The organism is Sulfurimonas hydrogeniphila, from assembly GCF_009068765.1.
Classification (GTDB): Bacteria; Campylobacterota; Campylobacteria; order Campylobacterales; family Sulfurimonadaceae; genus Sulfurimonas; species Sulfurimonas hydrogeniphila.
This window is the reverse complement of the sequence record NZ_CP035534.1, coordinates 2,205,203-2,224,173: the sequence shown is the minus strand read 5'-3', so window position 1 is coordinate 2,224,173 and position 18,971 is coordinate 2,205,203. Positions and strand designations below refer to the sequence as shown.

Genomic DNA, 18,971 nt, shown 5'->3' with positions numbered 1-18,971 from the left:
AGGTATGATATATGTTTATTGATGATGTAAGTGCAATTGAAGTAATGGACTCCCGCGGGAATCCGACAGTAAAAGCGACAGTAAGACTGAGTGACGGAACAACCGCAAGCGCAATAGTACCCTCAGGGGCAAGTACCGGAAAACGTGAAGCTTTGGAGTTGCGTGACGGCGGTGATCGCTACATGGGCAAAGGTGTTTTAAAGGCTGTTGAAAATGTGAATTCTCAGATTTCTGATGTGCTTATCGGGATGAGTCCTTTTAACCAGGCTGTCATTGATGCAACAATGAAAGAGCTTGACGGAACACAAAACTATGGAAATCTCGGGGCAAATGCTGTTCTTGGCGTTTCTATGGCGGTTGCACGTGCAGCTGCACAGAGTCTTGATATTCCTTTGTACCGCTATTTGGGCGGAGCCAATGCAATGGTTATGCCGACACCGATGCTCAATATCATCAATGGCGGAAGCCATGCTGACAATAACGTAGACTTTCAAGAGTATATGATTATGCCTGTCGGCTTTGAAGATTTTGCAACGTCTTTACGCGCCGCTGCTGAAGTGTACCATAACCTGAAATCTATTTTAGCTGCAAAAGGACACAGTACAGCGCTTGGCGACGAGGGTGGTTTTGCACCGGATCTGAGTTCGAATGAGGAGCCTATTCAGGTTATCATGGAAGCGATTGAAAAAGCAGGGTACAAACCAGGTGAAGAGATTGGGATTGCACTCGATGTTGCAGCAAGCGAGATTGTTACAGAGGGTGGATACAGACTGGAGTCAGAAGATCGCACACTCAGCAGTGAAGAGCTGGTAGCCTACTATGAAAATCTGTGTCAAAAGTATCCGATTGTCTCAATTGAAGACGGATTAAGCGAAGATGACTGGGACGGATTTAAGCTTATGACTGAAAAACTCGGCAATAAAATTCAGATTGTCGGTGATGATTTGTTTGTTACCAATGCCGCTATATTGAATGAGGGTATTCAAAAAGGTATAGCAAACTCTATTTTAATCAAGCCAAACCAAATCGGTTCAGTAAGCGAGACTATGCTGACAGTTCGTCTTGCCCAAAGAAACGGTTACACCTGTGTAATGAGCCATCGTTCAGGTGAGAGTGAAGATGCGTTTATCGCTGATTTTGCTACGGCACTTAACTGTGGTCAGATTAAAACAGGTTCGACTGCGAGAGGTGAAAGAACCGCAAAATACAATCGTTTGCTGGAAATTGAAAATGAAACAGTCTACAGTGAGTATTTAGGTTCGGCACTGTTTAGCTAGGTACCTGATGAACAAAGAAGAACTTTTTGAAGAGATTGACACATCCCAGACAATTACTCAAAAATATCTGGGACTCTCTTTAAAAAAGTTTTTTCTCCTGTTTGCTCTGGTGATAGGACTGGGGATATATTTGGGTGTACTTTTGTACGGTACAAACTCCCTTGAAGTTCTCTTTGGTTTGCAGGAGTATGAGAACTATCTTCAAAATGAAGTGGTGCATTTGAAAAAAGAAAATGCTGAACTTCAACGCGAGTATTTTGAACTCAAAGAAATTTCTGCACAATAATCATATAAATTTGCTATAATGTATTAAAAAAATAGGGTTTGTTATTATGATAAGAGTTTTGTTGTTTTTAAGTCTCTTTTTTATGATGCTTCATGCAAGAGAAAATCCCTTTTTCCCGGTACAGAGTGGACAGGATATCCCTTTAACATCCAATCAGACAACAAAACTGCCGATGCTCAAAAGAGCCACTGTGACATTACCCTCCACTGCACGAACGATTGAAAGTGTTACCGTGACATATAAAAACCTGGACGGTTCGATTGCACATAAAAAAGTCACTATCCAAAATGCGATAGACTGGCATTTGCCTGTTTTTATTTCACAAAACTATAATGAATCCGACAGTACACAGTTTATTGAAAAACAGATAAAAAAAAGCAGTGTAAAAATAAAATACAAAAAAGTCGCATCATTAAAGTTTATAGCATTTTATGTCAAAAAGAACAAACTCAAGATTGTGACAAAAGATAAAATGCTGAGAAATTTTTTGTTGGTAAAACCACATAGAATTGTCTGTGATTTTAAGCGTGATACCGATATAGGCAGCCTGATAAAAAGTTTAAAAGAGGGGTCGCTTTTTACAAAAATACGACTGGGAACACATAAAGGCTACTACAGGGTTGTGATAGAACTCGACGGGTATTACAGCTATAAACTGGATTATATCCGTGGAGGATATATAATTACACTTTTATAAAATACAAGGTTGTAGATGAAGTTTTTGATTATATTGGTACTGTTTTTGGTTAATTTGGAGGCTGTCATTACCATAGCACCAGTGGATATAGGAAAACAGCCAGGGCTGAGTGGCGGTGTTAAAGGCTCTTTTTCCACAACACGCGGCAATACCGATACCGATGAGTACAGTGCAGGATTGCGTATGATATATGACAATAACAGCTCCTATGTGACATGGAGCGATATAGCATTTAATTACGCGAAAGCATCAGGAGTGTTAAACAGACAAAACACGTATGCGCATCTGCGCTATATTCATACACTCTATAAGAAACATTTGAACTGGGAAGCTTTTGTACAGTCCCAGACAAACAAGTTTACAAAAATAGAAAAAAGGCTGTTAGCCGGTCTTGGCCTGAGATACCATACACAAATGCAGGGGTATGGAAATATTTATGTGGGATTTGGCTGTTTTAGCGAATATATCAGCTATACGACAAATGTTGATCCGAGTGAGCATAATTTAAGATTAAATATGTATATTGCATATAAAAACAGATTTAGCAGGAATGTGAGATTTTCATACATTGGCTACTACCAGCCCAGAGCAGATGTGGTGAGTGATACCATAGCATCCAACGCAGCAGAATTAAGAATTACAATATACAAACAGCTTTCAATTAATTTTGAATTGACATACAATCAGGATACAAGGCCTGCTATTGGAGTAAAAAAATATGATTTTTCCCAAAAGACAAGTTTTGTGTATGATTTTTAAAAAGAACATAAGATAACAGATGAAAGAACTGAATAAATATTTACAATCACACAGCAGCAGTGAAATGCACCCGGCTGAAATAGCAAAAATTTTAAAAGGCTTAAATGACAAAGATTTCAGTGAGGCTATAAAACTGGTTCCAAAAGACCTGGTAGGCGATGTTGCACTGGCTCTGCCTGACAGATATTTTGATGATGTGGTCGAAAATTTTAATGCAGAGGAACTTTCTCATGCTGTAAGTGAACTTGAATCGGATGATCAGCTTGAGTTTATGCAAGAGTTGGAAGATGTTGATGAAGATAAAGCTTCAGAAGTATTTCACAAGCTTGATGCCGAAGACAAACATGAAATTGCAAAACTCAAAAAGTATGATGAAAATCAAGCCGGTGCTTACATGCAGCTTGAGGTGTTTACTGCAAAAGAGGATGAAATTGTTCAGGATGTCATTAAACGGTTTGCCCGTTTAAGAAAAGAGAATGAACTCGAAAATGTTCAAAATCTGTTTATAGTAGACAGCAACAACAGACTTTTGTATACTGTAGGTCTGGATGACCTGCTCATATTTGATTTTTCAAAGACTGTCAAAGAAAATATTGAGCAGAGTGAAGAGTCTTTTGAACCTAAAAGTGCACGAGATACGGAAGATATCAAAGAGGTTGTCAACTATTTTAAAGAGTATGACCTTTCAGTTATGCCGGTTGTCAATGATGAAGGAATTCTGGTCGGTCGTATCACCTCTGACGATATTTATGACATCATTAATGAACATGCAACAGAGCAGATGTATAATCTTGCCGGTGTTGATGACGAAGCGGAAGAGGATGAAGATGTTCTCAAGGCGACGAAAAAGCGTGCAACATGGCTGGGAATCAATCTTTTAACAGCCATTGCCGCTTCTTTGGTTATCGGTTTGTTTTCAGACACGATTAACTCCATGGTTGCGCTTGCTGTTTTAATGCCCATAGTCGCTTCCATGGGAGGCAATGCCGGAACGCAGAGTCTGACAGTTGTTGTACGCCAACTCGCTTTGGGTGAAATATCGCAGACAGATGCCTTTAGAACCATAAAAAAAGAGGTTGTCATCTCCCTGATGAATGGTCTGCTTTTTGCTGTAGTAATGGGTATAATAGCATGGTTGTGGTTTCATATACCGATGCTTGGAGTAGTTATTGGATTAAGTATGATAATCAATCTGTTAATGGCCGGATTTTTTGGAGCAATGATTCCCTTGTTGCTCAAAATACTTGGCATAGACCCTGCTATAGGGAGTACTGTTATTTTAACAACAGTGACTGATGTTGTCGGCTTTTTCAGCTTTTTGGCATTGGCAAAATATATATTACTTTAAAGGAACTGTAAAACTTGGAACTATTACTCATATTTTTTCTTCTTTCTGTCGGCATTTCGTTTTTGTGCTCAATATTAGAGTCGGTATTACTCTCTATCAATATGTCTTATGTGGCAGTGTTAGAAAAAGAGAAACCTGCTGTAGGAAAGCTTCTTCGTCATCACAAAGAAGATATTCACAAATCAATTGCTTCGGTGCTTATTTTAAATACCATTGCTAATACTCTCGGTGCTGCGGCAGTAGGTGCACAGGCTTCAAAAATATTTGGGAATGATGCCGTTGTGTATGTATCAGTTGTATTAACTTTTGCAATTTTGTTTATATCTGAGATAATTCCAAAAACAATTGGGGCAATTTACTGGAAACAGCTGGCGCCTGTGGCAGCATATTTTATTCGGGTTTTCATATGGATTACATATCCTATAATACTGACAACTCTGGCTGTTACAAATAAAATATCAAAAGGGAAAAAGGATTCCAACTCTTTAACAAAACAGGAACTGCTTGAGAGTATGTTGATGAGTGAAGATGAAGGGGTGATAGATGAAAAAGAGTCAGATGTCATTGAAAATATACTGAATCTTGACAATATCAAAGTGAGTGAAATTCTCACGCCGCGAAGTGTTGTTTTTGCTTTGGATGAAGATATGCTCATCAAAGATGTTATCAAGACCCAGCCGGCAATTTTTAAATTTTCCAGGATACCGATTTTTAAAGGTTCCATAGAAAATGTAACAGGGCTGGTACTGACAAAAAAGATATTTAAACAGGCACTCCAAGATGACAATGTACCTTTGTCTTATATCAAAAAAGAGATATTTATTATCAATGAAAACATACCGGTAAGCAAAGCACTGGATATGTTTATAAAGAAAAAAGACCATATGTTTTTAGTGACAGACAATTATGACCAGACAGAGGGAATAATCACTCTTGAGGACTGTATAGAAACAATACTGGGCTTGGAGATTATGGATGAGAGTGATACAACCGAAGATATGAGAGAGCTGGCAAAAAGAAAAATGAAACTCAAACGGAAGCTGAAAGAACGCTGAAAAGAGTGCAACACTCTTTAGGACAGCTACTTTTACATCCCGGGAATTCTAGGAATTTTACCGAGTTTAGAATTACGGCAGTATAATCCCCAGGCTTTTTTCAGCCAGTGTCCAATGACAGGCATTGGAAGCATAAATGCACGTTTTTCGTCTCTGTAGACAAAGGCCGCACCGTCTCCGGTATCCATAACGCATAAAATATTCAAATGCTCATGGTAGCCTTTAAAATCACTGCCGCCGTTGTCACGCTGATCGATATTGTGTGCTGTATTTTTTGCCATTACCTCGGCAATATGACCCTGTTTTGCCCGCCAGTCGTATCCTTCGAGTGCTGCAACATCCCCAATGGCATAAATATTACTTAAAGAGCCATCCTTGTTTAAGACGCAGGAGGTGTCGTCTGTTTTGACAAATCCGGCTTCATTTGTCGGCAAGTCCGAATTCTTTATGACTTCATGCCCGTCTCCGGCAGGAATGAACATGGTAAAATCGGAGGCGAGCTTTGTGTCATCTTCAAAGACTATAGCGTCTTTGTCGAACTGTTTTATTTTTTTACCAAAATGCTGTTTGATATTCAGTTTTTTAAACATCATATCCATCATTTTCAGAGCCTGGGGGCCCATCCGTTTGCCGGGTTCAGCCATTGGAGCGAAAAAAGTCAGCTCAAAATTCTCTCTGATGCCTTTTGCTTTGAGCATATTGTGCACATTAAAGAGGAGCTCAAATCCCGGTCCACCACGCACTGCCGAACTGTCTTTCGGATTGCCTCCAAAGCCCATACAGATTTTACCGCTTCCTTTTTTGACAAGGATGTCCAGAGCATCTCTGATTTGTAATGACTGTTCTGGTGCGCCACAGATAGAAAGTGTGTTTTCTATGCCCGGTGCTTTCATTTTTGCAGCACCCATGGCAATAACAAGATAGTCATAATCATCAAGAGTTCCTGAGTTTTTCAAAGTAACACTGTTTTCTTTTTTTGATATTTCGGTCACGTCGTCAATAACAAGGGTAAACCCGTGTGCATTTTGCAATTCTCGCAAATCAACACAGACGTTTTGGAATTCACTTTCATGTGTCGGTATCCAGATGGAAGTAGGATATATGTAAAAATAGTCTCTGTTACTGACTAAAGTAACATCATAATTCAGTTTTCTTAAGTGGATTGCAGCATCAACACCTGCAAAACCGCCTCCCAATATAAGTACTTTTTTCATCTTTTGGCCCTTTTATTTGTTACAGTTATAAGGTATATTATCTGATTTGATGTTAAAATTAGATTAAACTGGCTATTTTTATCGTCATTTTTACTTTTTGTTTATAAAGTATACCGCAAACATACTGATAAGTCCACCAATAACTATGTGTAACTGTAAGGGTTCGTCCAATATAAACCAGGCAGAAAAAAGAGCAAAAAAAGGCACTAAAAACATAAAAGAGCTTGTCCTTTGACTGCCGAGTTTCCCGCTGGCAATAAAAAATATGGTTGTTGCGACAGTCTGTCCCAAAACGGCGAGATAAATCAGGGCAGTCCAAAATTTTGCTCCCTGGGTAAAAACAGCACCAAGGTCTGCATTAAAGGCATACAAAAAACTGAAAAAAGTAGCTATGAGAGAAATTAAAAAGCTGTAATAGACCGGATGTATATGTTTTTGCGAATGCTGCGAAAGCAGAGTGACTCCTGCCCAGATGAGGGCACAGAGTAAAAAGTAGATATTTGAGCCGTGTAAAAAAAGAGAAAAATTGTTAAGCTGGAGTAAAACATAGCCGCCGACCAGCCCGAGCAAAAGCCCGAAATACTGCCGTGTTGAGAGTCTGCTCCTAAAAATCACAGCAACCAGCAAAAAGGTCATAATAGGGCTGAAGGTTGTGATGATGACACTGCCCGCACCCGCAAGACCGTACTTTATGCCTAAAAAAGAAAAAACCATAAAGGCTATATTTAAAAAAGAACTGCCGAGGATATATTTGAATGAGCCCTGAGTCAGTGTCAGTGGAATTTTAAAAAAATAAAGAATGGGCAAAAATGCGAGGCTCATCAGAAAAAACCGCCAAAAGATGACGACATCCATCGGCATTGCTGTGGTGAGAATTTTTAAAGCTGTCCAGCCGCCGCCCCAGAGCAGCATGGAAAAAATGAGCAGATACGCATAGCGTCTATCGTCGTTTTTCAAATTCATCAACTATTTTTGTAACAATCAAATCAGAGGTGACATTGAGTGAGGTACGACACATATCAAGAATTCTGTCCACGGCTACAATCAAAGCCATGTATTCAACAGGCAGTCCAAGCTGGTTGAGTATAATCACCATCATAACAAGTGAGGCACTCGGCAGGGCCGCAACACCGACACTGAGCGCGACAACGGTAATCCCTAAAAGAATCTGATCTCCCAAACTCAAAGCGACTCCCGCCAAATTGGCAATGTATAAAACAGCTACACTCAAATAGGCCGCTGTACCGTCCATGGAAACGGTAGCCCCCAAAGGCAGAACAAAAGAGGCAGTTTTTTTGTCGATACCACCCATCTCTTCGGTAACACGCATACTCACAGGAAGCGTAGCCGCAGAAGATGCTGTGGAAAATGCCATAATCGGGGCTTCTCTTACATCTGAGAGATAGCTGTAGGGATTTACTTTTGTAAAAAAACGCAGGACTGCAGGTAAAGTAACAAGTCCATGAAAAATGATGACGCCAATCACGACCAAAACATATTTGTAAAGCCCAAAGACAACATCAATTCCCTGCTCGGCAATAACATAGGAGATGAGCGAAAAAACACCGATGGGAGTAAGGAGTATCACCCACTCTGCCATTTTGAGCATAGCTTCACTGATGGCTGTAAAGAGGGTGCTGAGCGCCTCTTTTTGTTTTGGAACAAGGTAGAGAGATGCCACACCAAAAAGAATAGCAAATATAATAATCTGCATCATCTTGCCCTCAGAAAGAGCATGAAATATATTGGTAGGAATGAAGCTTAAAATCATATTCTCAAAAGAAAAAGGAGCCAGTGCTGCCGCTTTTTCATAGGCAAGACCACTGCTGCTTACATGCTCGCCAATGTGAAAAATATTCATGACAGCAATGGCGGCAGTAACGGCAAGAGCGGTTGTCAAAACATACAGCCCTATGGTTTTGAGGCCCATCCGTTTTAAATGTTCAATAGAACCAAGCCCAAGAATAGCGACAAATATACTGGCAAAAACAAGAGGCACGACAAGCATCTTCAAAAAATAGACAAAGGCGGTTCCTATCATCTTTTGTTTGAGGGCGAGTTCGGGAAAAAAAATGCCAAACAAAACACCAAAAACAATACCGAAGATGACAAGGGTATTTGTCGTTGCATATTTTTTTATTTTTTTGATCATTCTACATTTCCTCTGTTTCTTTGTAAATATTATTGAGTTTTCGGAATCGGTACTTTCAGCCACTTTCAGCCCGCACTGAAGTACGGGTTCCGAACAACACATCTTTCGCTTTCCCGGAATCGGTACTTCAGTGCCGACTGTTGCTTCTTTTTCTGCCACTTTCAGTCCGCACTACAGAAAAAAATTTAGTTTTTCTCACAAGTCATGCTTTAGCATAGAAAGTACGGGTTCCGAACAAAAGCATCTTCCGCTTTCCCGGAATCGGTACTTCAGTGCCGACTGTTGCTTCTTTCTCTATTCTCAGCCCGGACTAAAGCAGATTTTTCTTTATCCAATACGATAGTACATAAAGTCCCCATACATGCTGCTTAAAACTCCCCCTTGATGCGGTGTTTATATATTCGTCTAACTTTTTTTTGTGAAACATCCCTGTTTGCACATTGACCTCTTGAATGAGATCAATTTTTTTGGAACTGATGAGATACTCCATATAAGGATTGGAAAAGCCTTTTTTCTTCCGTGTGAGTATCTTATCAGGGAGTTTGTCTGTCATGATTTGCTTTAAGAGTGATTTTGTGATGCCATCTTCATAACGCAGCTTTGGATCTATGCCAAAAATTAAAGATGCCAGTTTATGGTCCAAAAACGGGGTACGGGATTCTATGGAGTGTGCCATGGAAACACGGTCAAGTTTGGTTAAAAAATGCTCCGCCTGAAAAATATTGAGGTCAATATAGCTGTACCAAATGCTTTCATCACTGTGGGCAGAGGCTTCAAAACGTTCTCTGTAACTTTGCAGGTATTTGAGGCTTTCGTTATCTTTGACATTGCGCCTGAGAAGCTGGTTTTTTTGCAGGTCCGTAAATTTTTCACCGCTTGTACGAAAAAGAAGCGAGTCGTCAAAAATCCGCTTGTACCACTCCCACTCTCTGTTCATTGAAAAATTGGCACGAAAATATTTTTTGAGCCAGTTTTTGTGTGCCAAACCTGCGGCATTTTCAATGTCTAGATACTCAAAATACTGTCGGTAACCTAAAAAAAGCTCATCCGCACCCTCTCCGCTGAGTACAACTTTGTATCCGTCTTTTTGAATACGCTCAAACAACAGATACAAAGGCACGGCAGCAGGATCATTAAGCGGTTCGTCAAGTGCATCTAACACTTTGTCGCTTGCACGGATAAAATCATCTTCATCTATTTCCACCCGGATGTTGTCCAAACCTAAAAACGCAGCACTTGCTTTGGCATTTTTTCTCTCATCATATTTTGCAAATTCTTTATAACCGAGTGTATATGTTTGCAAATGTGTGTTGTTTTGTTTGGCAAAATAGTTGAGTGTTGCAGAGTCTATACCACCAGAAAGCAGTGATGCCATAGGAACATCACAGTCTAAGCGCAGATGAATGGAATGTTCTAACTCTTCTCCTAACACACGCAAAGCTTCGTGTTTGTTTGTTATAATGTTTGGAGTGACATCAAGCAGGTCAAAGTAGTGTTTACATGTAACACGGCCCTCTTTACATGTAAGGTACTCGCCTGCTGAAAGTTTTTGAATACCTTCGTAAAAAGTATGCGGCGGAGTCGGCGCCAAAAAAGAGAGATAAGAGAGCAGAGCATCATTGTTGAGTTTACATGTAGACAAAAAAGGTTTGAGCGCTTTGATTTCCGAGGCAAAAACAAAACTTTCCCCTTGCATATAAAAAAGCGGTTTTTTCCCGAGTCTGTCACGAAAAAGGTAAAGCGTGTCATCATCCATTAAAGCAATGGCAAACATACCGCGCAGATGCTGGACAAAATCAACGCCCCATTTCAGATAAGCGGCGATGATGACTTCACTGTCGCTGTGTGTCTGAAAGTCAAAATCAAGTTCTCTTTTTAACTCTTTAAAGTTATATATCTCTCCGTTGAATGAGAGCAAAATATTGTTGTGTTTGCGTGGTTGATGGCTTCTGTGATGGTCATCAACAATGCTGAGGCGCTGATGGGCAAAAAAGAGATTTTTCTTTTGCACAATACCACAGTAATCAGGTCCACGATGCGCAAGAAGAGACAAGGCGCTTTTTGCCTGATTCTCATTATACGGACCAATAATGCCAAAAACTGCACACATTATTTGAAAAACCCTACGGTAATGTCATGTTCTATGTAGCCCTCTGTCAAACGGGTATGCTTTACATGTAAGCTTTTTGCAAGGGTATGGATGGTGTCTATATTTATATAATTATAAACATCACTCTCTTTGTCGCCGTAGAGGGCATTGAAAATAAAACCTTTTTTTGAAGAGGCAAAGCAGTTGCGTACAAAAAGCTGTGTTTCAAAAGGTGTGAGTATATTGAGTGCACCGCTGCAGATGTAATAGTCTGCCACAGGAAGTCTGGCTTTTGTTATATCGGCACGGATGATTTCACACGCTGTTTTTTCGCGGGCAATGTCGCACATCTCCTGGAGCGAATCTATGCCGATATATTTGTTTACATGTACACCGTTGTTTTGTAAAAATCTGTAAAAATCTCCAAAACCGCAGCCTGCATCGACGATGGTACTCTGTGTAAGATTATCGTCGAGCATCTCTAAAATTTTGTCAAACCGTATACTTTGATGCGCATCAGAGGACCAGTGCAGACCGCATGCGGAGATGCCGTGCTTTTGAAGTGCTGCTGTGTAAAATTTTTCACTGTCTATACGCGGCATAAGGCTCCTTTTTAAAAATAATATCTAATTCCAAATCTGAAATATTTGTTATTAGTCTTGTTATTATATTTTAATGTATATAATAAATTTTGTTGTTTAAAAGAAAGAAAAATGTTATTTGAATAATAATTCTTATTTTTTGAAAATACATTGACATAAGAATTAATGCCTAGTTTAATATTTTTCCCTATATATTTTGATATATATATTTCTGATCCAATGTATGGTGTGATATTATTAAGTCCTATATTACAAAGAATACTAGCGCTTATTCTATAAAAATACTGTTTTGTTATTCCTAATCCAATTTGGTTTGTAAGTTTGATTTTTGTATCAATATTATTTTTATTTAGTCCAGAATAGATTTGCCAACTTATAGGTTTATAAAAAACTGTTCTCTTAGCATAAGACTTTATAGATAAAAGTGTTAATTTATCTAATGATAGTGAGTTTTTTTTAATATTAATTTCGGTATTAAAAATTGAAAATTCATTTTCATGCAATTTATTATAATCAAAATCATATATATCACTATAGAGTGGTCTATATGATAATACAATAGAAGCTTCTTTGTTTGTATTGTTTGCATACTCTATTCCCAGTGCACTTGGTTTTTTATCAAGAGGATTAATGTTGTTGTATTTTATGTTAATATCCCTATAGTGTAAGTTCATAATACTATTATAATTTTTATATGAAATATGAAACTTTCTAAACTGAAATTTATAGTAATCAATGAGGGCTAATTTGAGATTATTACTTAAATTGTCATCAACTGTTGTATTATATCGAATAATTTTTTTAAATTTTTTTTATCATTAGTTGATAAAGTATTATATAGATATTCAATTTTATAAATTAAGGATAAAAAAACTTTTTTATCAATTATATTTTTTTTATATTGCTGCAAGGTGTCAATAGGTAGATAAAAGTTTTTTTGTTTATAAAGTTTATTTTTGGGTATATTTAATAACTTCGTGGTATATGATGCACAATTTTTATTAAAAAAATAATACTTAAAAGTAGCTTTCCTTAACTCATACAAAGAGTATATAATTTTTTTTGTTTGTTCATCTGAAAAATTTAATTTATAAAGATAAATATTCCTTTGCTCTTTTGTGTTATATTCATAAAGTTTTTTAAAAAAATAATTTAAAACATAATATCCTTTGTATCCTCCAGTCAGACCTTTGTAATTATACGTAAAAAAACCATCTTCCTTGTTGGTAACTGCTGCAAAATGTATAGTTTTTGCTATTTCGAAAGGAACATCTTTATTCTTAAATACAAGCATTATATGTCCAAAAGCAGAAGAAGGAACACTGATATATTCAGAAGAATATGCCAAATAAAGCTCATTGTTTTTAAAGTTATCAGTAAATTCTTTTAATTCTTTACAATTTTCTAGATTATATGTTGGAATATTGAAATACTGTGATTTTAAAAATGTATACCTTAGTGGATAATTACATGCTGTACTGTTTCCATATTTTTTAGAATTTAATAAACTTAATGTTGCATTAAGTTCTATTACTGATGTAAATTGTTTTTTTCTTGATAAATAAAATTCTGGAGATATTATTTCTGGTTTATTGTTAGAGAAGTAAATAATGTTATTCCATTCAGTATTATCAAATGCAACAATATTAATACAAAATATAACCAATATAAATGTTTTCATAGAAACTCTTTTTGTTATTTTAGTTAATTTTATATTAAATTTAGTATGTATTATGTAAGATTTTATTAAATTTATCAAGAAGGAAAAAAATGTTAAAAAAAATAGCATTAGGATTGCTTGTCACGGCATCATTATCATATGGATCCGCAACAATATTTAAAGGTACAAGTCAAGCAATTACTATAGATAGTGAACCAGAAGGCGCAAAGGTATATGTGGATGGACAACTTAGAGGGATAACTCCTTTAAGTATTAATATGAAAAAATCATTGAGTACACATACTTTTAGAGTTGTTAAAGAAGGATATTCTCCTGTCACTCGTACACTAGAAAAATCTTATGATCCTGTTGCAATATTAAATATTGTTTGGGATTTAAGTACAACAGATATGTTAACTGGTGCAGCATTTGAATATAGTCCTAATAACTATATGGTGCAACTTGAAAAGAAAAAATAATTTTTTAATTATTTTTTTTCTCCTTTTCTTTTCTATAGAGAATATTTCTGCTGAAGTTCTAAATAAATTTCAGCAGAAATTATCTTTTAACAATCATTTTCTAGATATTAATTATAAAAAAGAACTTCTTTCTTTTGTGATGATTTACTTTTATGAATTAAAAAATAATCAAAATAATTCTTTACTGAATAGTCTTGCTTATTTATTGTCAAATTCTAAAAAAATAGCATTTATAAAAGCAAAAAATGAAATAAAAAACAAGTTATTAAGTTCAAATAATCCTATAGATTTTTATCGAAGTATTCAAAAATAACTTTGCAGTAAAAAGTAGTAAATCTTTTTTGTACTTACTCATTGAAGGATACATATGAGAATTGCAATAGTCGGTTTAGGCGGTGTCGGCGGATATTTGGCGGCGTCCTTTGCAAAAAGCGGTTTGGATGTGACGGGTTTTGCACGGGGAGAACATCTCAAAGCCATACAAAAAGAGGGAGTAAGGATCACAGAAGATGAAAAAGAGTGGCGTGTTCCTTTACATGTAAAGCATCCGGATGAAGCGGAGGGCATATATGATGTTGTGATGTTTTGTGTCAAAAGTTATGATTTGGGAACTTCTTGCAAACGCATGCAAAATCACATCAACGCAGACTCGATTCTGCTCTCTTTTTCAAACGGGGTCAATAACGGTGATGTATTGCGTGCATGCTGTGATGCCAGAGTGCTTGACGGCTGCATCTACATCCTTTCGCATATTGAATCCCCGGGTGTGATTCGCAAAAAAGGAAAAGTCTTTGCGGCACTCTTTGGAGGAGAAGATGAGGCGGCTGTCCAAACTGTGGCAGATATATTTCAAAAAGCCGGCCTGCGTTACAAAACACCGCAAAATATCAAAGAAGCCTTGTATAGAAAATATATATTTATTGCCGCTTTTGCGACATTGACCTCATATTACAAGACAGGTATCGGCACGATTTACGAAGAACATTATGAGGAGGCAGAAAGACTTTTAACAGAAATTGCCGAATTTGCAAAAGAGACACAGGGCATAGATATTTTCGATGAGGTGCAAAAGTCTTTGGAAACGGCAAAAAAAGTGCCTTATGATGCTTCTACGTCCATGGCTCTTGATTTTAAAAACGGCAAAAAAACTGAGCTTGAGAATTTAAGTGGATATGTTCAAAAGCCTTTTATGCAAAAACTCTATAATGAGTTAAAAAAGAGAGAAAACAAATGAAAAAAGAGCGAATTGTACTAGGCGGCGGGTGTTTTTGGTGTATAGAAGCGGTGTACAGAAATGTCAAGGGGGTACTCTCGGCGGTGAGCGGCTATGCCGGAGGCGCCCGAGCCAACCCGAGTTATGAAAACGTCTGTTCAGGTGCAACCGGACATGCTGAAATTGTCGATATTGCCTATGACGCAGATGTTATCAGTCTGAGTGAGATTTTGGATATATTTTTTGAAATACATGACCCGACAACACTGAATCAGCAAGGTGCGGACAAAGGAACACAGTACCGTTCTGTTATTTACTATGGGGATGAAGCACAAAAAAAAGTGATTGAAGATTCTATTGCAAAACATCAGCAGGACTTTTCCGATAAGATAGTAACTGAGGTAAGCCCTCTGCCCGAGGTTTATCCGGCAGAGCCGTATCATCAGAACTATTATAATTTAAATGCTTCGCAAGGCTACTGCCAGGTGGTTATCGCGCCAAAACTGCAAAAATTTATGACAAAGTTTCCTGATAAATTAGCCTAAATGTGATAAACTATGATTAGATTATCATAGAGGCGGTTTTTATGGAAAAAATATATGAATTGGCTATAGTCGGTGCCGGACCTGCGGGGATTGCCACTGCTGTTGAAAGTTACCTTCAGGGTGTCCGTGATATTGTGCTGCTTGAAAAAGACACAAATCACAACTCGACTATTCGTAAATATTACAAAGAAAACAAGCGTGTGGATTTGGAATGGAAAGGACAAAAAGTCGAACTCAACGGCCGTATCCATTTTATAGACGGTACCAAAGAGACGACACTCGATTTTTTTGATGAAATTTTAAAAGAACATCTCGTAGAACTGCAAACAGAGGTGGAAGTGCAGTCTATAGAAAAAAAAGAAGACTACTTTGAAGTCCACATGGCAGGTAGGAGCATTAAGGCAAAAAATGTAGTTGTGACCATCGGACGGATGGGGAAGCCAAACAAACCGAGCTACAAAATCCCCCCAACTATACGAAAGAAAATTAACTATACAACAGATGAATGCTCACAGGGAGAAAAGATTCTTGTTGTCGGAGGCGGTGACAGTGCTGTAGAGTATGCAGTTGATTTAAGTGAGCATAATGATGTGTCCATTTGTTACAGACGAGAGAGTTTCCGCCGGGCAAATCCTACGAATCAAAGAAATATTGCCGATGCGATTGCACAGGGAGATGTCCGACCGATTTTAGGTATAAATATCAACGGTCTCGAAGATGACAAGGGCAGAGTCAAAGTGCTTTTCAGCGAAAGAGAACCTGAAACATTTGACAGAGTTATCTATGCCATAGGCGGAACGACACCAAGTACATTTTTGGCAAGTTCGGGCATAGAAGAAAAAGACGGCAAACCTGTACATGATGAACATTATGAGACAAATATCAAAGGACTTTTTGTTGCCGGAGATATTACTCAGGAGAGCGGCGGCAGCATTGCGCTTGGACTCAATCACGGCTATGATATTGCCAGATATATTAAAGGAAAAAGTGAAGTCTAGTCTTTTGCTTTTCGCATTTTATAAATATGTATGAGTTTGATAATAATCATGATACTGATAACCTGAAACAGTGCGGCCAAAATAAAAGCATAATAGTGCAACTGATCAATGGAGTTGGCGGTATATGCCAGAGTGGCCATCGCAATAAGCAGGGTCAAAGGCATAGAATGAGAAAGTCCAAAAAGAACCGTGTCAATTAATCCGAGCTCTTTTATAAACACCAAAGAGGCAATAAGCCGCATAAGAATCATTACCACTGTGATGATGACAGCCTCCCGTATGAGTCCGTTGATCCAGAGGGCGTTGAGGTCAAAAGAGCTCCCGATATGAATGAAAAATATAGGGATTAAAAATCCAAATCCGAAAGAAGCAAGTTTCTCAGGCAATTCGTGCTTGTGCTCAAAGAAAGTCGGAATGAAGATACCGGCTAAAAAAGCCCCAAAAGCAAGTTCAAGATGCAAAAAGAGCATAGCCCCTATAAGCAGAAAAAATATTCCCATAGAGAGACGGATGTCCTGTTCTTTGTTGTCATTGTGAGGCATAAGGGCAATAGCGACTTTGGGAAACCACCAAAACAGAAGCTGCATAGAGCGAAAAAGAAGAAACATAAAAAGCAAAAATGCCAAAAGGGCCATGATTGTTTGAAAAAGTCCTAATCCAAAACCAGACTTCAGTGCTGCAGAGCTTATAGTAAGTATCACAATACTTGCAACTTCACCTATGCCCCCGACTGTCATGGAAAGGGCAATCCAGGGTGTTTTTCCATACTCTTTGGCCAGTGTGGCGACAAGTCCTACAGATATAAGAGGTAACAAAACGATAAAGATTTTTCCCAAATCAAACTGTACGGAAAAGGCGATGGAGAATCCATAAAGTACTGCAAGATAGACAACAACCTTTTTCATAACAGAGACAGGTGTTTTGAGTACATTTTTTAAATTGATCTCTGTTCCTGCAATAAACATCAGATATAAAAACCCGAATTCAGCGACTAAGTCAAAAAGATGTTCATCATGCAAGAAGCCTACATATCCTAAAAGAGAACCTAAAATAATTTCAATGGGTGTTGTAGGAAGCCGTAAAATTTTGGCAAAAAACGGAGAAAAAATGATGATAAGCGATATGGTAATAATCAGTATAATATTATCAGTCATACTTTTCTCCTTTTTTTTTAAAAATCCGGGTTATAACCCGTGTGTCGGGCTTTTATTGCACACTTTTTGCAATATCAAGACCAAGAGACTGCAACATTGCCAGATCCTGACTCATAACACGTCCTTTTGTGGTGAGGTAGTTTCCTATCACGATGGAATTTGCTCCGTTTTGAAAAATTTCTGCCTGACGTTCTTTAAACATAAGTTCGCGACCGCCGGCAACCATAATCCTCTCGGCATCACAAAGTGTTTCGCGTGTCAACCTGATGAGTGCGAGGGCTTCATCCACTGTTAAAGGATTTGGTTCAAGTTCAAGTGCAGGGTTGTGATGATAAAAGTTAACAGGAACCGAAGCAGGGTTGAGTGATTTGAGAGATTCGAGCATAGAAATTCTGTCTTCTTGTGATTCACCAAGCCCGAAAATTCCACCGCTTATGAGTACCAAGCCGGCTTTATTGACATTTTGGCAGGTTTCATATCGTTCACTCCAGGGATGGGTTGTACAAATTTGCGGATAAAAGGCTTCACTTGTCTCAAGGTTGTGATTATAGGCTTTGATACCTGCCTCTTTGAGTGTGAGGAGCTGCTCAACACTTGCTGTGCCGTTACAGGCGATGAGACGTAATTCAGGGGCGACTTTTTGTACCTCTTTGGCAACATCACAAACAAATTTGAGTGTTTTGTCAGTTAAACCTTTATCTGCAGTGACAAGACAAAATCCAAGGGCTCCGTTGTCTCTTGCCGTAATGGCTTCTTGACAGATGGCATCCACAGGCTTTTGTTTGTAACGTTCTATATCTGCTTTGTAGCGCACACTTTGCGAACAAAACTTACAGTCTTCTTTACATGTACCGCTGTTGATATTACAAATGGAACATAAAAATATTTTTTCACTCACTTTTTTGCCTTTCATAAGAAAAAGTTTTTGTGAGCATATACTGCTCCTGCTCTTTCTTTTTTGTATAGTATTTTACTATAAATTTTTTTTCTAAAACTTCAAGCATGGCACACTCAGAAAGCGGTTTGTTTCGTGCGCACACTTCACCGGGGTTTAAAAAGAGTGTACCCCCTGCAAACTCTACTTCAAACTGATGTGTATGTCCAAAGATGACAACCTCGGCATCTCTGCTCATATAAAAAGGCAGGTGCATAAGCTTAAACTTTGTACCCGCAAGTTTAAAATAGTAGGGTTCCTGAACCAGGTGGTACCTGTTATGATATTGTATTAAATGGGCATCATTGTTTCCGTAAACGGCTATATATTTTTTCCCGCATGCTTCAAGCAGCTCCAGTACCTCTTTTTCGACAATATCTCCGGCATGTATAATAAACTCGGCTCCGTTTTGCACCAAAAAATCAAGGGCGGCTTTTGCCTTTTTGACTTTTTTATGTGTATCGGAGAGTATGCCTATTTTCAATTTTTTATCCTCTGCTTCTGTAACT

General features: G+C 38.0%; 21 protein-coding genes. 11 read left to right on the top strand and 10 right to left on the bottom strand.

Annotated elements, in window-relative coordinates; all coding sequences use genetic code 11:
- Positions 1-11: 11 nt before the first annotated feature.
- From eno to ETP70_RS11710, 6 genes are read left to right on the top strand one after another with little or no spacing between them, the layout of a single operon-like run.
- Positions 12-1,277: a phosphopyruvate hydratase gene (eno, locus tag ETP70_RS11735; RefSeq protein WP_151901353.1), complete on the top strand. Its 1,266-nt coding sequence runs from the start codon at positions 12-14 to the stop codon at positions 1,275-1,277.
- Between the two features lie 7 nt (positions 1,278-1,284).
- The gene (locus tag ETP70_RS11730; RefSeq protein ID WP_151901352.1) at positions 1,285-1,563 is read left to right on the top strand and encodes a hypothetical protein; all 279 of its coding nucleotides are present in this window, start codon (positions 1,285-1,287) and stop codon (positions 1,561-1,563) included.
- Between the two features lie 46 nt (positions 1,564-1,609).
- Complete coding sequence (locus ETP70_RS11725; protein ID WP_151901351.1) at positions 1,610-2,260, top strand: AMIN domain-containing protein; 651 nt, start codon at positions 1,610-1,612, stop codon at positions 2,258-2,260.
- Between the two features lie 15 nt (positions 2,261-2,275).
- Entirely contained in the window at positions 2,276-3,019 is a 744-nt protein-coding gene (locus ETP70_RS11720) for a DUF481 domain-containing protein (RefSeq protein WP_151901350.1), read from the top strand.
- Positions 3,020-3,038: 19 nt separating this feature from the next.
- Positions 3,039-4,367, top strand: coding sequence for a magnesium transporter (gene mgtE, locus ETP70_RS11715; RefSeq protein ID WP_151901349.1), 1,329 nt, complete (start codon positions 3,039-3,041; stop codon positions 4,365-4,367).
- Between the two features lie 14 nt (positions 4,368-4,381).
- Positions 4,382-5,422 (top strand): CNNM domain-containing protein, encoded by a 1,041-nt coding sequence (locus tag ETP70_RS11710; protein WP_151901348.1) that lies wholly within the window; start codon positions 4,382-4,384, stop codon positions 5,420-5,422.
- 32 nt (positions 5,423-5,454) lie between these two features.
- On the opposite strand, the gene ETP70_RS11705 is transcribed toward ETP70_RS11710, so the two are convergent.
- The 7 genes from ETP70_RS11705 to ETP70_RS11675 form a co-directional block, all read right to left on the bottom strand.
- Positions 5,455-6,636 carry an NAD(P)/FAD-dependent oxidoreductase gene (locus ETP70_RS11705; protein WP_151901347.1) on the bottom strand — a complete coding sequence of 394 codons (1,182 nt, stop codon included), beginning with the start codon at positions 6,634-6,636 and terminating at the stop codon, positions 5,455-5,457.
- A 90-nt stretch (positions 6,637-6,726) separates the two neighbouring features.
- A complete protein-coding gene (locus ETP70_RS11700) occupies positions 6,727-7,599 on the bottom strand; it encodes a DMT family transporter (RefSeq protein ID WP_151901346.1) in 873 nt (290 codons plus the stop codon).
- On the bottom strand, positions 7,577-8,788 hold the full coding sequence (locus tag ETP70_RS11695; RefSeq protein WP_151901345.1) for a dicarboxylate/amino acid:cation symporter: 1,212 nt from the start codon (positions 8,786-8,788) through the stop codon (positions 7,577-7,579). Before ETP70_RS11695 ends, ETP70_RS11700 begins: the two co-directional genes overlap by 23 nt.
- A gap of 310 nt (positions 8,789-9,098) precedes the next feature.
- Positions 9,099-10,898 carry an asparagine synthase (glutamine-hydrolyzing) gene (gene asnB, locus ETP70_RS11690; RefSeq protein WP_151901344.1) on the bottom strand — a complete coding sequence of 600 codons (1,800 nt, stop codon included), beginning with the start codon at positions 10,896-10,898 and terminating at the stop codon, positions 9,099-9,101.
- A complete protein-coding gene (locus tag ETP70_RS11685; protein WP_151901343.1) occupies positions 10,898-11,479 on the bottom strand; it encodes a class I SAM-dependent methyltransferase in 582 nt (193 codons plus the stop codon). Before ETP70_RS11685 ends, asnB begins: the two co-directional genes overlap by 1 nt.
- A gap of 11 nt (positions 11,480-11,490) precedes the next feature.
- The gene (locus ETP70_RS11680; RefSeq protein WP_151901342.1) at positions 11,491-12,153 is read right to left on the bottom strand and encodes a DUF7840 domain-containing protein; all 663 of its coding nucleotides are present in this window, start codon (positions 12,151-12,153) and stop codon (positions 11,491-11,493) included.
- 86 nt (positions 12,154-12,239) lie between these two features.
- Entirely contained in the window at positions 12,240-13,160 is a 921-nt protein-coding gene (locus ETP70_RS11675; protein ID WP_188109996.1) for an Lnb N-terminal periplasmic domain-containing protein, read from the bottom strand.
- An 89-nt stretch (positions 13,161-13,249) separates the two neighbouring features.
- On the opposite strand from ETP70_RS11675, the gene ETP70_RS11670 reads away from it, so the two are divergent.
- Genes ETP70_RS11670 through ETP70_RS11650 form a run of 5 tightly spaced genes read left to right on the top strand, consistent with a single transcriptional unit; the run spans position 13,250 to position 16,374 of the window.
- The gene (locus ETP70_RS11670) at positions 13,250-13,618 is read left to right on the top strand and encodes a PEGA domain-containing protein (RefSeq protein WP_151901340.1); all 369 of its coding nucleotides are present in this window, start codon (positions 13,250-13,252) and stop codon (positions 13,616-13,618) included.
- Positions 13,602-13,931, top strand: a complete 330-nt coding sequence (locus ETP70_RS11665; protein WP_151901339.1) for a hypothetical protein — start codon at positions 13,602-13,604, stop codon at positions 13,929-13,931. Before ETP70_RS11670 ends, ETP70_RS11665 begins: the two co-directional genes overlap by 17 nt.
- Before the next feature lie 54 nt (positions 13,932-13,985).
- Positions 13,986-14,852 carry a ketopantoate reductase family protein gene (locus ETP70_RS11660; protein ID WP_151901338.1) on the top strand — a complete coding sequence of 289 codons (867 nt, stop codon included), beginning with the start codon at positions 13,986-13,988 and terminating at the stop codon, positions 14,850-14,852.
- Complete coding sequence (gene msrA / locus ETP70_RS11655; protein WP_151901337.1) at positions 14,849-15,376, top strand: peptide-methionine (S)-S-oxide reductase MsrA; 528 nt, start codon at positions 14,849-14,851, stop codon at positions 15,374-15,376. Before ETP70_RS11660 ends, msrA begins: the two co-directional genes overlap by 4 nt.
- 41 nt (positions 15,377-15,417) lie before the next feature.
- Complete coding sequence (locus tag ETP70_RS11650; protein ID WP_151901336.1) at positions 15,418-16,374, top strand: NAD(P)-binding domain-containing protein; 957 nt, start codon at positions 15,418-15,420, stop codon at positions 16,372-16,374.
- Here ETP70_RS11650 and ETP70_RS11645 read toward each other — a convergent pair.
- From ETP70_RS11645 to ETP70_RS11635, 3 genes are read right to left on the bottom strand one after another with little or no spacing between them, the layout of a single operon-like run.
- Positions 16,371-17,528, bottom strand: coding sequence for a cation:proton antiporter (locus ETP70_RS11645; RefSeq protein ID WP_151901335.1), 1,158 nt, complete (start codon positions 17,526-17,528; stop codon positions 16,371-16,373). The two genes, ETP70_RS11650 and ETP70_RS11645, sit on opposite strands and share 4 nt — an antisense overlap.
- 52 nt (positions 17,529-17,580) lie before the next feature.
- Entirely contained in the window at positions 17,581-18,426 is an 846-nt protein-coding gene (locus ETP70_RS11640) for a biotin synthase (RefSeq protein ID WP_151901334.1), read from the bottom strand.
- On the bottom strand, positions 18,419-18,946 hold the full coding sequence (locus ETP70_RS11635) for a metallophosphoesterase family protein (protein ID WP_151901333.1): 528 nt from the start codon (positions 18,944-18,946) through the stop codon (positions 18,419-18,421). Before ETP70_RS11635 ends, ETP70_RS11640 begins: the two co-directional genes overlap by 8 nt.
- Positions 18,947-18,971 lie beyond the last annotated feature (25 nt).